We start from the raw sequence: 14,422 nt of genomic DNA, 5'->3' as shown, positions 1-14,422 counted from the left end.
ATTAAGGGGGGAAGTACGCATGGCCGATCCGGGATGGGCTGCGCGTACGCCTGAGGAAAACGACATGCTGCTCAAGGCGGGGGCCGGCGTCATCACCCACCTGGCGAACCAGGCCGCCTGGACTGCCTTGGCGGCCACCCATCACGGCTCCAGCATCGCGTCAACGATCAACACCGTCGCGACGTCGGCGAGCTGGACGGGCTCGGGTTCGTTGGCCTCGGCTGCCAACGCGACCGCGCTGAACGCGTCGCTGCACGGGCTGGCCGGCTGGGTCGACGTCAAGCCGGCGGTGGTGTCGACTGCGGTCTCGGCGTACCAGATGGCGTACGGCTCGATGCGCCCCGCTCCCGAATGCATCGGCAACCGCACCGAGACCGCCGCCGACTACGGCATCAACCCGCTGGTCCTCGGCGCGTTGACCCCACGCATCACGTCGCTGGAGCTCGAATACTTCGGGTCGATGTGGCCGAACAACTCCGCGGTCGGCGCCAGCTACGGAACGATCCTGACGGCCCTGTCGCAAAGCCTCACCATCCCTCCGCCGATCGCATCCATGGGCGCATCGCCGGCCGCGCCCGCGCAAGCGGCGGCGGCGGTCGGCGAGTCGGCGGCGGAGCAGGGGGCCGGCGACGGCATGCGCGCCGCCTTCCAGGGCGCCCAGACCGGGACGCAGGGGGCCGGTCAGGCCGCCTCGGGTGGGCAGGACTTCATGAGCCAGGCCAGCACGCTGATGCAACCGGCGCAGCAACTGATGGGAGCGGTCCCGCAGGTGATGCAGGCCCCGATGCAGATGATGCAGGCGCCGATGCAGATGATGCAGGCGCCGATGCAGATGATTCAGCCGCTGATGGGCATGTTCGCCAATCCCGGCGCCATGGGCATGGGCGGAGCGGCGCCGGCCGTCTCGGCGGTCTCGGCCACCACCGGACTGTCCGCGGCGGAGGCCGGGGCCGGCGGCGGCGCGTCCCTGGGTGGCGCCGGCATGCCCGCAACCAGTTTCACCCGTCCGGTCAGCGCCTTCGAGCCCGCGACCGGCGGCCGGCCGGTAGGGCTGCGGCCGGCCGGGGCCTTGGGCGCCGAGGCCATGCGACCGCAGACGACGTCGATGGGCGGTGCCCCGATGGGCGGTATGCCCGTGGGTCACGGGGCGGGAAGCGACCGCGGCTCGCGTGACAAAGCCGACCAGCCCACGACCGTGCGAGTCGTCGACGCCCGAGTGTGAACCACTGGTGAAAGGTGAATCGACAGGTCCAATTAGCCGCCATACACTTCGCTTCATGCCCACACGGGGGGCGGCCCACCGGAGAAGGAGAATTCCGTGACAATCAAAGTAACACCGCAAATGCTTCGCGATGCTTCCAACGCCATTCAGGCGAACATGGAGCACGCGATCGGGATTGGCCAGGGATACGTCGCGAATCAGGAGAACGTGATGAATCCGTCCACCTGGTCTGGCTCGGCGGTGACGGCGTCACACGCGACGGCCATCGAAGTTCAGAACGACTTGAACAAGGTTTTGACTGGCGGCACGCGTCTGGCCGAAGGTCTTACGAAGGCGGCGGCCCTGATGGAAGGCCACGAGGCCGATTCTTCGCACGCCTTCAGCGCGCTATTCGGCGGCCACGGCTCCTAAACATCCACTCAGTCGCAATTCCATCAATGGTCTTTTGAAAGGAACTCACAATGTCCGACCCGATCACCTATAACCCGGGAGCCGTCGCGGACTTCGCCACCGACGTCGCCTCCCGCGCGGGCCAGTTGCAGTCGATTTTCGACGACACCTCCAACCGCACGCACGCCCTCCAGGAATTTTTCGCCGGCCACGGCGCATCGGGCTTCTTCGAGGCGCAGGCGCAGATGCTGTCCGGGCTGCAAGGCCTCATCGACACCATCCGCCAGCACGGCGTGACGACGTCCCACGTGCTGGACAACGCGCTGAGCACCGACCAGCACATCGCCGGTCTGTTCTGAGTCCATCCGACCAAGCGAAGGTGGGGCGGCTGCCCCGGGCGCGTGTGCCCCACCTTTGGTCTCCTGTTCACGGGTCGGCCGATTCATCCAGTGACGATGAGGCGAGATGCTGACAACGACGGTGGACGGCTTATGGGTGTTGCAGGCGGTCACCGGGGTCGAGCAAACCTGCCCTGAATTGGGGCTGCGGCCGATGCTGCCGCGCCTGGACACCCCCGAGCGCGCCCGGAACCATCCCGCGGCCGCCGAGCTGGTGGCCGCCGGTGCGCTCGATGAGGCCGGCAACGCCGACCCGATGATTCGAGAATGGCTGACGGTCCTGTTGCGACGAGACCTCGGACTGCTGGTGATGATCGGGGTACCGGGTCGGGAGCCGACGCGCGCATCCATTTGCCGCTTCGCGACGTGGTGGGTGGTCTTGGAACGCCATGGGGACATGGTGCGGTTGTATCCCGCGGGAACGGCCGGCAATGAAGCGTCGGCCAGCGACCTGCTGGTGGGTCAGATCGAGCGGCTGTGCGGCGTGGCCGAGGCGGCACCGCTGAAGCCGGTCACGCTGGACACCGAGCAGTTACTGAACTCGGTGCGCGACGCCGCCAGCCTGCGAACATTCCTGCTCGAACAGCGCCTCGACGCTGACCAGCTGCAGATGGTCCTGACGGCCGCCGATCCGGCGCGGTCCGCGCACGCGAACATCGTCGGGCTGCAGGCCGGCGTGGGGCCGGACGAATTGGCGCGGATAGCCGTCGGCGACTCGACGGTGTCCATCGTCGACACCCCGGCGGGGCGGATCTGCATCGAAAGCGTCACCTCGGGGCAGCGTCAATACCAGATCCTCTCGCCGGGCTCGCGCACGGACATCGGCGGCGCGATTCAGCGGCTCATCCGCCGATTGCCCGCCGGCGACGAGTGGCACTCGTATCGGCGAGTCGTGTGACGCGGCGCTTTGCCATGGGAAGCAAAACGTAAGGGGCGCGACGGAAGCGAACTGACGAAAGTCAGTTAGTAGCCAAAGTCTTGGAATAGCAACATCTGTCGTACTTGCAAAGTTTTTGAACGGGGTAAACGCGGTTTCGGCAACCGTGTTAGCATCGCGTCGTGACGAGCCCTTGGAATGACCCGAATATGTCGGACGAAGGTGCGCTCAGACGGGGGGATCCGTCCGGGGCCAGCAACTTCCCGGATTCGGTATCCGACACAATGCGTATTACCGATCTGGCCGCGCCGCGGAAAATTCCACCCGGATCGGGCTGGCGGAAATTCATTTACTCCATATCTTTTCACAAAATAAATCCGGGCGAGTCGCCGCGGGAACGGCACTATCGCGATTTGCAGAATCGCATCCGGCGGCATATTCGACGGCAGTACGTCATCACGGTCGTCTCCGGCAAGGGCGGCGTGGGCGTGACGACGCTCGTCGCGTGCCTCGGGGGTGTGTTCCGGGAATGCCGCCCGCAGAACGTGATTGCGATCGACGCCGTCCCGGGTTTCGGCACGTTGGCCGACCGCATCGACGAGTCCCCGCCCGGGGACTACACCGCCATCATCAACGACACCGATGTCCAGGGATACGCGGATATTCGAGAACACTTGGGCCAGAACGTCATCGGCCTTGACGTCCTGGCTGGAAACCGGACTTCCGACCAGCCCAGGCCGTTGGTGCCCGCGATGTTCTCCGGGGTGCTTTCCCGCCTGCGACGCACCCACACGGTGATGATCGTCGACACCTCCCCGGACCTCGAACACGAGGTGATGAAGCCGGTACTGGAAAACACCGACACTCTCGTGTTCGTCTCCGGAATCACCGCGGACCGGTCGCGCCCGGTGCTGCGCGCGGTGGATTACCTGCGTTCGCAGGGTTATCACGAGTTGGTCTCGCGCAGCACCGTGATTGTGAACCACACCGACCAGATCACCGATAGGGACGCGCTGGCTTACTTGACCGAGCGCTTCACCAAGGTCGGGGCGACGGTCGAAGTGCTGCCGTTCGATCCCCACCTCGCCAAAGGCGGCATCATCGACACGGTTCACGAGCTGAAAAAGAAGTCGCGACTGCGCCTCTTCGAAATCACCGCCGGGCTGGCGGACAAATACATTCCTGACGCCGAGCGGTCGGTGCCGTGACAGCGCCGCATAAGGTCGCTTTCCCGGCGCGTTGTGCGGTCAACATTTCATACGAGAAGCATCTGTGTTCCCAGGTGTTCCCGGCCGCAATCCCGATGGAGGGATTCTTCGAGGGAATGGTGGAGCTTTTCGACGCCGACCTCAAGCGCAAAGGTTTTGAGGGCATCGCATTGCCCGCGGGCAGCTACGAACTCCACAAGATCAACGGGGTTCGGCTCGACATCAACAAGAGCCTCGACGAGCTCGGCGTCCAGGACGGCGACACCCTGGTGCTGGTGCCGCGGGTCGACGGTGAGTCGTTCGAACCGCAGTACGAATCGCTGTCAACAGGGTTGGCGGCCATGGGCAAATGGCTGGGCCGCGACGGTGGCGATCGGATGTTCGCGCCCGTGACGCCGCTGACGGCGGCGCACACCGCGGTCGCCGTGATCGCGATGGCAGTCGCGGTTGCCGTGGCATTGACGCTGCGGGCGCGGACATTCACCGACGGCCCCATCCCGGCAGCGGTGTCCGGTGCCGTCGGCGTCTTGCTCGGGGTTGCCACGCTGGTGGTGCGAAGCGGGTGGCGGGGACGGCGCGACCTGTTCGGTGGGTTCGCGTGGCTGGCGGTGTTGTCGCTGGCGACCGCCGGTGCGTGCGCGCCACCCGGCGTGCTCGGCGCCGCCCATGGGCTGATCGGCGCCGTCGTGGTGATCCTGGGCGCCATCGCCATCGCGGTGACGGCGCGAAACCGTTGGCAGACAGCGGTGGTCACCGCGGTGGTGACGGTCTGCGGGATCCTGGCCGCTGTCGCCGCGGTCCGCATGTTCCGGCCGGCTTCGGCTCAGGTGCTGGCGGTCTGCGTGTTGGTCGGATTGCTAGTCCTGGTCCGGATGGCCCCACTGATCGCGCTGTGGGTGGCGCGGGTACGGCCGCCGCACTTCGGATCGATCACCGGTCGAGACTTGTTCGCTCGGCGCGAGGGGATGCCCGTCGACACGGTTGCTCCGGTCAGCGAGGACGAATCCGAGGACGAGGACAACGAACTGACCGACATCACCGCGCGCGGCGCCGCGATCGCCGCCTCGGCGCGGTTGGTCAATGCGGTCCAGGTCGGCCTGTGCGCGGGCGTGTCGATAGTGTTGCCCGCCGCGGTATGGGGCGTGTTGACGCCCGGACGCCAATGGGCGTGGTTGGCGCTGGTGGTCGCGGGGCTGGTGGTGGGCATCTTCCTCACGCAGGGGCGCGGATTCGCCGCCAAGTATCAGGCCATCGCGCTCGTGTGTGGGGCATCGGCCGCGGTGTGCGCGGGTGTGGTCAAGTACGCCGTCGCCGCACCGAAAGATGCGATGACTGGCTTGATGTGGCCGGTGGTGACCGTGACGATCTTCGCCGCGTTGGGTTTGGCCGCAGCGCTTTTGGTGCCGACCATGAGGTTTCGGCCGTTCATCCGGTTGACGGTGGAATGGGTGGAAGTGCTCGCATTCATCGTATTGCTTCCAGCCGCGGCGGCCTTGGGAGGGCTCTTCACGTGGATTCGCCACTGAAAAGGGTCGCGGCGGTCGCCGCCGCCGTCACCCTGGTCGCGATGTCAGCCGATATCCCTGCCGCACTTGCCATTACACCACCCTCGGTGGACCCGGGGATGGTTCCGCCGGACGGGCCGCCGAGACCCGACCAGCCGATGCGCCGCGCCAACAGCTGCTCGACTCCGATCACCGTGAGGAATCCCGATGTGGCGCAGATGGCCCCGGGCTTCAACTTGCTGAACATCACGAAGGCATGGCAATACAGCACCGGCAACGGCGTTCCCGTGGCGGTCATCGACACCGGGGTCTCGCCGAATCCGCGGCTACCGGTGATCCCGGGTGGCGACTACATCATGGGCGAGGACGGCCTGTCGGATTGCGACGCCCACGGCACGATCGTCAGCTCGATCATCGGAGCTGCGCCGCAAGGGATTTTGCCGATGCCCCGGCCGATGCCCGCTACTCCGGCGTTCCCTCCGCCGGCCGGTCCACCGCCGGCCGCCGGCGCACCACCCCCACCGGTCGAGGTACCACCCCCGGTGGCACCCCCGCCCCCGCCGCCGCCGGTGACCATCACCCAGGTCCTTCCGCCTCCGCCACCACCGCCGCCGCCCCCGCCGCCGGAGGGAGGCGGCGCCACCGCCGCATCGAACGGTCCCGCAGATCCGCAAACCGAGGACGAACCCGCAGTGCCGCCGCTTCCCCCCGGAGCGCCCGACGGAGTGGTCGGGGTGGCCCCGCACGCCACCATCATCTCGATCCGGCAATCGTCACGCGCCTTCGAACCGGTCAACCCGCCGCCCGGAGATCCCTACTCGGACGAGAAGGTCAAGGCGGGAACGCTGAATTCGGTTGCGCGCGCGGTGGTTCACGCCGCGAACATGGGCGCCAAGGTGATCAACGTTTCGGTGACCTCGTGCCTGCCCGCCGCCTCCACGGCCGATCAGCGAGCGCTGGGGGCGGCGCTCTGGTACGCGGCCACCGCGAAGGACGCGGTGATCGTCGCGGCCGCGGGCAACGACGGGGAAGCCGGCTGTAACAACAATCCGACCTACGACCCGCTGGATCCGTCGGATCCCCGGGACTGGCATCAGGTCAAGATCGTCTCGGCGCCGTCGTGGTTCTCCGACTACGTCCTGTCGGTGGGCGCGGTAGATGCCAGCGGCGCCCCGCTCGACAAGAGCATGTCGGGTCCCTGGGTCGGTGTGGCCGCGCCGGGAACGCACATCATGGGCCTCTCCCCGCAAGGGGGCGGCCCGGTCAACGCGTATCCGCCGTCGCGGCCGGGCGAGAAGAACATGCCGTTCTGGGGAACCAGTTTCTCGGCGGCCTACGTCAGTGGCGTCGCGGCGTTGGTGCGGGCGAAATTCCCCGACCTCAGCGCGCATCAGGTGATCAACCGGATCGTGCAGTCGGCGCACAATCCGCCTGCGGGCGTTGACAATAAGGTCGGGTATGGGTTGGTGGACCCGGTCGCCGCGTTGACCTTCAACATCCCGCCGGGCGAGCGGATGCCACCGGGCGCTCAAAGCCGGGTCATCACCCCGGCAGCGCCGCCCCCGCCGCCCGACCACCGGGCGCGCAACATCGCCATCGGATTCCTGGGAATCGTGGCCGCCGGTGTGCTCGTGTTCGCGATCTCGGCGCGGTTGCGGAGGGCGCGATGAGGCCCGACCTGACCGGGTTCAGCCGCGGCAGTAATCGGCGGGTGGTCGGCGTGTGGACGGTGTTCGTTCTCGCGCTCGCGGCGTGGCTGGTGGGTGGTTACATCGGCGCGGCCCTCGCGGTGGTGGTGGGTATCGCGCTCGTCTTCGTGCGGTGGTGGGGGCAGCCGGCGTGGTCGTGGGCCGTCCTGTGGCGGCGCGGCCGGCGTCCGATCGACTGGACCGCCCCGATCACCGTGGCGAACAACCGATCCGGTGGGGGCGTGCGCGTGCAAGACGGCGTCGCCGTGGTGGCGGTGCAGCTACTCGGCAGGGCGCACCGCGCGACCATGGTGACCGGCTCGGTGACGGTCGAGACCGAAAACGTGCTCGACATCGTCGAATTGGTGCCGATGCTGCACCAGGCCCTGGGCCTGCAACTCGATTCGATCAGCGTTGTCACCATCGGTTCCCGGCACGGCACCACCGGAGACTTTCCGCGGGTGTACGACTCGGAGATCGGAACGCCGCCCTACGCGGGCCGGCGCGAGACGTGGCTGATCATGCGGCTGGCGGTGATCGACAACGCCCAAGCCCTCTTCTGGCGCACGACCGTTGGCGCGGCGGCCATTTCGGTCGCACAGCGCATCGCCGGGTTGTTGCGCTGCCAAGGATTGCGGGCGAAGGTGGCCACCGCCACCGACCTCGTCGAGCTCGATCGCCGGCTCGGGCGCGACGCGGTGTCGGGAAATGTGCAGCGATGGAAGGCCATCCGCGGAGAAGCGGGCTGGATGACCACTTACGCATACCCGGCTGAGGCGATCACGTCGCGCAATCTCTCGCAGGCGTGGACGCTGCGCGCCGACGAGGTCATCCAGAACGTCACGGTGTTCCCGAACTCCGAATGCACCGCGACGATCACGGTGCGAACCCCGACGCCCGCACCGACACCGCCCAGCGTGATTTTGCGCCGGCTCAACGGCGAGCAGGCGGCAGCCGCGGCCGCGAACATGTGCGGTCCCCTTCCGCACCTGCGGGGCATTCGGCGCAGCCCGCTTCCCCCGCAGCTCGTCACCGAGATCGGACCGTCGGGCGTCCTGATCGGCAAACTGAGCAACGGCGATCGGCTGCTGATGCCGGTTACCGACGCCGGCGAGTTGTCGCGCGTGTTCGTGGCGGCGGACGACCCGATCGCCAAGCGGCTCGTGATCCGCACCGCAGGCGCCGGCGAGCGGGTCTGCGTGCACACCCGCGACATGTCGCGCTGGGTCAGCGTGCGCATGCCGGAGATCAGCGTCGTGAGCAGCTCGCGTCCCGCACCGCGGACCACCGTGAGCGTCGTCGAGTACGCTGCGCGACGGGGCAACGCCTTTGGCGCGGCCGAAGCCGGAGGCATCGAGGCTGCGATCTCACCCACTCCGCGGCCTGCGACCGTGATCACGGTGGCACCCGCGGGGGCCAGGCTTTCCGAGGGGCAACGGCACGGCTTCGAGGTGATCATCGAGCAGATCAGCCCGGCGGTGGTGAACGTCAGTGCAGCAGGACAGGATTGGCTTGTCGAGATGGACATGTTCCGCGCCGAGAACCGCTACGTCAGTCTCGAGCCGGTAGGCATGTCGGTCGGCATATAGCGGGTCGGCAGGGCGAGTTTGAGGCACAGTGTGATGAGCGCACGTACCGGTGGCGGCGACAGCGCGAAGCCGCGCAAGGTGGCTGCCCGCAACCTCGGCGCTCGTGGCCACGGTGCTCGAGACGGGGGACGCGATGGGTGATTTACAAACAGCCCGAAGGCATTTCGACCGTGCCATGGCGATCAAGAGCCGGCAGGGTCGCGCGGCGGCGTTACCCGAGTTCGTTGCTGCCACCGACGCCGACAAGTCGATGGCCGATGCGTGGCTGGGGCGCATCGCGTGCGGCGACCACGACCTGGCCTCGTTGCGGCAGCTCTACGCCAGCAGCGAGTGGCTGCACCGCGAAACCACGCGCATCGGGCAGGCACTGGCCGCGGAGATCCAGCTGGGTCCCTACATCGGCATTACTGTCACCGACGCATCACAGGTCGGGCTGGCGTTGTCGTCCGCGTTGACGATCGCCGGTGAGTACGCCGAGGCGGACAAGCTGCTGACCAACCCTGACCTGCTCGACTCGTGGACCAACTACCAGTGGCACCAGTTGGCCCGGACGTTTTTGATGTACCGCACGCAACGCTGGCCGGACGTGCTGCTGGCCGCCGCCGAGGAGCTGCCCGCGCATGCCATCGTGATGTCGGCTGTGACAGCGTCGATTTGCGCGCTGGCCGCTCACGCCGCCGCCCACCTCGGGCAGGGCCGGGTCGCCCTGGACTGGCTGGACCGCGTCGACGTGATCGGGCACACCCAGTCGTCGTCGCGCTTCGACTCGGATGTGTTGACGGCCTCGATCGGCCCGGCCGACATCCCGCTGCTCGTCGCCGATCTGGCCTACGTGCGGGGGATGGTGCACCGGCAGCTGCGCGAGGAGGACAGAGCCCAGGTCTGGCTGTCCAAGGCCACCATCAACGGGGTCCTGACCGAGGCGGCCAAAGAAGCGCTGGCCGACCCGAACCTGCAACTGGTCGTGACCGACGAACAGACCATCAACCGCAGGACCGACCGCTGGGACGCCTCCTCGGCCAAGAGCCGCGACGAACTCGAGGACGACGCCGCCAACGACCGGCGCGCCGAGCTGTTGGCCGAGGGGCGAAAGTTGTTGGCCAAACAGGTCGGACTGGCCGCGGTCAAGGAAGCGGTCGCCGCGCTGGAAGACCAACTCGAAGTGCGGACAATGCGGCTCGAGCATGGCCTGCCGGTGGAGGGGCAGACCAACCACATGCTGCTGGTCGGGCCGCCCGGTACCGGTAAGACGACCACCGCCGAGGCCCTGGGCAAGATCTATGCCGGCATGGGAATCGTGCGGCACCCCGAGATCCGGGAGGTGCGGCGTTCGGATTTCTGCGGCCACTTCATCGGCGAGTCGGGCCCCAAGACCAACGAACTGATCGAAAAGTCGCTCGGGCGAATCATTTTCATGGACGAGTTCTATTCGCTGATCGAGCGCCATCAGGACGGCACACCCGACATGATCGGCATGGAGGCCGTCAACCAGCTGCTGGTCGCCTTGGAAGTGCACCGATTCGACTTCTGTTTCATCGGCGCGGGTTACGAAGACCAGGTGGATGCGTTCCTTACCGTGAACCCGGGTCTGGCCGGCCGGTTCAACCGCAAGCTCCGCTTCGAGTCCTACTCGCCGGCCGAGATCGTCGAGATCGCGCACCGCTACGCCACCCCGCGCGCGAGCCTGCTCGATGACGGCGCGCGCGAATCCTTCCTGGACGCGGCGACGACCATCCGCAACTACACCACTCCCGGCGGGCAGCACGGCATCGACGCCATGCAGAACGGCAGGTTCGCCCGCAACGTTGTCGAACGTGCCGAGGGCTTTCGCGACACCCGAGTGGTCGCGCAAAAGCGGGCGGGTCAGCCGGTGACGGTGGAGGATCTGCAGATCATCACCGCGGCCGACCTGCAGGCCGCGGTGCGCAGCGTATGTTCGGACAACCGCGACATGGCGGCCATCGTCTGGTGACGGTTACGCGGGCTCGAAGCGGAACACGGCCAGCCGGCCCGCCAGCGCTTCGAATTCGTCGGCCGTGCCGTCGCGCACCATCCCCGACCGTTTCGCAAACGCCACGCCGACCGGAACTTCGGTGGGGAACGCCCGCAGCACCGGCCGGGCCTCGTTGGCGGACAGTTCGACGATCCGGACGGGACGCGACCGTCGGCCACGGGTGAGCGTGCCCGCGCCCGCGGCCCGGGCGTTGGCCGCCCAGTCGGCGCCGGGATAGCCGGCCACCACGTAGAGGCCGCCTTCGAAGTGGAAGGGCGTCATCGGGGTGCTGCGCGGCTGACCCGACTTGCGGCCCGGCACGGTGAGCACCATCGCGGGCCCGGTCGGAATCCCGAGCCGCTGCACCGCCATCATGAACTTGTTCATCGGCTTGAGGTAGCGCGGGGGACGCGGATCGGTCATCTTCAGATTCCTACTTTCTCGTTGTCGAACACGCCGCGGTGCTCGGAAACCCAGTGCGCGAACGGAACTGGCGGGCGGCCGAGGATTTTCGCCACATCGCCAGTGACCAGGGCGGGCTTGTCGAGGGTCTCGGCGAGCATGGCGATGTAGGCGTCGGCGAATCCGGCGCCGAACCCCAGCCCGATGAATCGTTGCCGCACGGCCTCGGCGGGGATCTCGCGATACTGCAGCGCCCGGCCCAGGACACCGCCGATGACCTCGACCAGCTCCGCGTTGGTGAACGCCTGTGGACCGGTCAGCGGGATCCGCTGTCCGACAAGCTCATCGGTGAGCAACGCGTGCGCCGCGACGCTCGCGATGTCCGACTCGACGATCGGCGCGGTCGACGCGGCGGCGTATGGGCCGGCGACCACGTCGCCGGCACGGATCTGCGCCGACCACATGCCGGCGAAATTCGTCGCGAACACCGTGGGCCGCAGGCTCACCCAGGCGAGGCCGGAGTCGATCGCCAGGCGTTCGACCTCCCTGTTGCGGTCGCCGCGAAACCGGGACGGCTGCCGGGTGACGTCGTCGTCGGCGTTGATCGCCGACAGCGCGACCAGCTTGGTGACTCCTTCTAGCCGGCATTGGGCCACGACTTCTGCCAACTGCCCGCCCAGCGCCCGCGAGTTCAGGAACACCGCGGAGGCACCCGACAGCGCGTCGGTGGCCGAACCGAACAGCTCGACGCCCGGTGGAAAACCGGCCGGCGCCCGTTGCCGGGTGACCGCGCGAACCTGGGCGCCGGCGGCGATCAGTTCGTTGACGAGCGGGCGTCCGACGTTGCCGGTCACCCCGGTGACGACGATGGTCATGAGTGGGTCCCTTCCGTGAACTTCTTGCACTGGGAGAAACGACGGGGGAAAAGGTGGGAAAGTTACATCGCGAGCCCGGTAACTTTTTGCCCCTGCAGATCGTCGAAGAGTCATGAACCAGTCGCCGTCCGCCAGCGCCCAGGTCAGCGAGGCCTGGCGCCGCCACCGCCCGTACCTGGTCAACCTCGCCTATCAGATGCTGGGCGATATCGGTGAGGCGGAAGACATTGCGCAAGAGGCCTTTCTGCGGTTCTCGCGCGCCGACGCCGACCAGATCGAGGACGCCCGCGGCTGGCTGACCGTGGTGGCGAGCCGACTCTGTCTCGACCAGGTGCGCTCGGCTCGTGCCCGCCACGAGCGTCCCGGCGACGTCGAGGAACAACCGGCACCGCGCCGCTTCGACCCGGCCGACCGGGTCACCCTCGATGACGAGATCCGCACCGCGCTGCTCGAAGTGCTGCGCAGGCTCAGTCCCGCTGAACGGGTCGCCTTCGTGCTGCACGACGTATTCGGTGTGCCTTTCGACTCGATATCGGAGACCGTGGGCCGCCCGGTCGGCACCTGCCGCCAGCTGGCACGGCGCGCACGGTCCAAATTCCATGCGGCACAACCGAAGCTGACCGAAGTCGTGCCGGCAGAGCACCAGCTGGTCACCGAAAAGTTCATCACCGCATGCGCCAACGGTGACCTGGATGGGTTGGCCGCCGTCCTGGACCCGACGGTATGGGGCGTGGGCACGATCCTCGCGGACCCGGCACCGCCACCACAGATCAACCACGGGCCGGATGCCGTGGCCACCAACCTGTTGCGCTACCTGTGGCCGGACGTGACCCTGGTCAGCGGCCCCGCCGGGGGACCGGTGTTGCTGGCCTTCAGCGAGCGCCGCCTGTTCGCCGTCATCGTGCTGACGATCGACGGATCCCGGGTGCGCAAGATCGAGGCGATCGCCGACCCTTCGGCGCGGGCCTAGTCCCGCTTGTTAGTCGGGCCCGGGTCTTTCGCGCCGTCGGGACGGGCCGCGAAGTAGCCGGCGATGGTCGCGGTGACCTCGAGGAACTTGCGGCGCGTGGCCGGCGCCATCTCGTGGGCCACGTCGATCACGCCACCGGGCCGCAGGTGGGGGTCGAACGGCACCTCGATGACCGGGCGCCCATGATCGGTGAATTCGCGAGCGAGCAAGGCCCGGGTGCGTTTGTCGGCATGCCCATCGGAATCGTTGAGCACCACCAGGCTGCGCTGCAGCAGCGTGGTCAAGCCGTGATCGGTCAGCCACTCCATCGTCCGCGCCGCGGCGGAGGCGCCGTCGGCCCACGGCGACGACACAACGATCAGCGCATCCAGGTCACGCAGGACTTCCTGGGTGAGCGGCGAGTCCATCGTCGAACCGCAGTCGATGACCGAGATCGTGAAATGGCGGTCCAGCCGCAGCGCGGCTTCCCGGTAGATCGCCGGATCGAGCACCCGGCGCGGGCCCGACGCGGGTTCGCCGGCGAGCACGTGCAGGCCCGCGGTGTTACGGCCCAGCCGCGCCACCACGTCGTCGAAGGACCGAAGGTTCTTGTCGGCGGTCAGCTCCCAGAACGAGCCCGTCGACGCCGGATCGATTCGGCTGCTGAGCCGGCCGAACGCCGTGTCGGCGTCGATCGCCACCACGTGGTCTTGCCGGCGCAGAGTGGCGAGCAGCGAGCCCACGCTCGCGGCCACCGACGTCTTTCCCACGCCGCCCTTGCCCAGCACCCCGACTTTGTAGTTGCCGTACAGGCGGGTCCGGATGGCCGCCTCGAACTGGGCCTCCTGTTGTTGGACGGGAGAGGGGCCCAGATTGATCAGGCCGAAAGTGGCCAGCCGCAGGGCGCGTCGCCAACCGCGGTCGGGTAGCGCCCCGGCGCCCTGCTGCGAATCCGGTGGGGGGCCTGGGTGGGGGGCCTGCGGGGCTGCCGCGGGAGGAGTGGGCCGGCCCGGCTGCGGGGGTGGCGGCCGGAACGATGGCGGAGCGGGCGGGGCCGACTGGGCGGGCGGCGACCAGCCTTGCGGCGGCGCCGGCGGCCGGCCCGATGGGGGCGGGGGAGGAGCCGACGGGGGGCGCGGGGGAGCGGGCCGCTGGGCGACCGGAGCCGCGGCGGGCCGGGACTCTTGGGGCGCCGGCGGGGGTTGTTGCGCGGAGGGGCCGGACGGGTGTGGTGGGGGCGTGCTCGGCCGTTCGGGCTGCAGACGGTCCCGCAGGAATTCGTCGCGCTCGTTCATGGGCTCCTCGCGTGCCGGGTGGTGATCGTCG

General features: G+C 68.1%; 13 protein-coding genes. 10 read left to right on the top strand and 3 right to left on the bottom strand.

Translation table 11 applies throughout. The annotated features are described in order from the left end of the window. Positions 1 to 19: 19 nt before the first annotated feature. From AC5Y30_RS06775 to eccA, 9 genes are all read left to right on the top strand, one after another. On the top strand, positions 20 to 1,222 hold the full coding sequence (locus tag AC5Y30_RS06775; RefSeq protein ID WP_499917317.1) for a PPE domain-containing protein: 1,203 nt from the start codon (positions 20 to 22) through the stop codon (positions 1,220 to 1,222). Between the two features lie 96 nt (positions 1,223 to 1,318). Next, positions 1,319 to 1,633, top strand: coding sequence for a WXG100 family type VII secretion target (locus tag AC5Y30_RS06770; protein WP_040630553.1), 315 nt, complete (start codon positions 1,319 to 1,321; stop codon positions 1,631 to 1,633). Between the two features lie 50 nt (positions 1,634 to 1,683). Then, a complete protein-coding gene (locus AC5Y30_RS06765) occupies positions 1,684 to 1,971 on the top strand; it encodes a WXG100 family type VII secretion target (protein WP_007771836.1) in 288 nt (95 codons plus the stop codon). A 106-nt stretch (positions 1,972 to 2,077) separates the two neighbouring features. Further along, positions 2,078 to 2,908, top strand: a complete 831-nt coding sequence (locus tag AC5Y30_RS06760) for an ESX secretion-associated protein EspG (protein ID WP_499917316.1) — start codon at positions 2,078 to 2,080, stop codon at positions 2,906 to 2,908. Between the two features lie 161 nt (positions 2,909 to 3,069). After that, on the top strand, positions 3,070 to 4,095 hold the full coding sequence (locus AC5Y30_RS06755; protein WP_499917315.1) for a MinD/ParA family ATP-binding protein: 1,026 nt from the start codon (positions 3,070 to 3,072) through the stop codon (positions 4,093 to 4,095). Next, positions 4,092 to 5,621: a type VII secretion integral membrane protein EccD gene (gene eccD, locus AC5Y30_RS06750; protein WP_499917314.1), complete on the top strand. Its 1,530-nt coding sequence runs from the start codon at positions 4,092 to 4,094 to the stop codon at positions 5,619 to 5,621. The genes AC5Y30_RS06755 and eccD overlap by 4 nt, the downstream gene beginning before the upstream one ends. A gap of 41 nt (positions 5,622 to 5,662) precedes the next feature. After that, positions 5,663 to 7,270, top strand: coding sequence for a type VII secretion-associated serine protease mycosin (gene mycP, locus AC5Y30_RS06745; RefSeq protein WP_499917663.1), 1,608 nt, complete (start codon positions 5,663 to 5,665; stop codon positions 7,268 to 7,270). Beyond that, positions 7,267 to 8,877, top strand: a complete 1,611-nt coding sequence (gene eccE / locus AC5Y30_RS06740; RefSeq protein WP_499917313.1) for a type VII secretion protein EccE — start codon at positions 7,267 to 7,269, stop codon at positions 8,875 to 8,877. The genes mycP and eccE overlap by 4 nt, the downstream gene beginning before the upstream one ends. Positions 8,878 to 9,010: 133 nt before the next feature. Next, complete coding sequence (gene eccA / locus AC5Y30_RS06735) at positions 9,011 to 10,849, top strand: type VII secretion AAA-ATPase EccA (protein WP_499917662.1); 1,839 nt, start codon at positions 9,011 to 9,013, stop codon at positions 10,847 to 10,849. 3 nt (positions 10,850 to 10,852) lie between these two features. On the opposite strand, the gene AC5Y30_RS06730 is transcribed toward eccA, so the two are convergent. Both AC5Y30_RS06730 and AC5Y30_RS06725 read right to left on the bottom strand, forming a co-directional pair. Next, positions 10,853 to 11,293, bottom strand: coding sequence for a nitroreductase family deazaflavin-dependent oxidoreductase (locus AC5Y30_RS06730; RefSeq protein ID WP_499917312.1), 441 nt, complete (start codon positions 11,291 to 11,293; stop codon positions 10,853 to 10,855). Between the two features lie 2 nt (positions 11,294 to 11,295). Continuing rightward, positions 11,296 to 12,147 carry an NAD(P)H-binding protein gene (locus AC5Y30_RS06725; protein ID WP_499917311.1) on the bottom strand — a complete coding sequence of 284 codons (852 nt, stop codon included), beginning with the start codon at positions 12,145 to 12,147 and terminating at the stop codon, positions 11,296 to 11,298. A gap of 112 nt (positions 12,148 to 12,259) precedes the next feature. On the opposite strand from AC5Y30_RS06725, the gene sigI reads away from it, so the two are divergent. Beyond that, positions 12,260 to 13,117, top strand: a complete 858-nt coding sequence (gene sigI / locus AC5Y30_RS06720; RefSeq protein ID WP_499917310.1) for an RNA polymerase sigma factor SigI — start codon at positions 12,260 to 12,262, stop codon at positions 13,115 to 13,117. On the opposite strand, the gene AC5Y30_RS06715 is transcribed toward sigI, so the two are convergent. After that, complete coding sequence (locus AC5Y30_RS06715; RefSeq protein ID WP_499917309.1) at positions 13,114 to 14,391, bottom strand: MinD/ParA family ATP-binding protein; 1,278 nt, start codon at positions 14,389 to 14,391, stop codon at positions 13,114 to 13,116. The two genes, sigI and AC5Y30_RS06715, sit on opposite strands and share 4 nt — an antisense overlap. Positions 14,392 to 14,422: the final 31 nt, after the last annotated feature.

Source organism: Mycobacterium sp. NGS27, assembly GCF_059813005.1.
The sequence above is the reverse complement of the archived record's forward strand: the minus strand, read 5'-3'. Positions and strand labels throughout refer to the sequence as shown.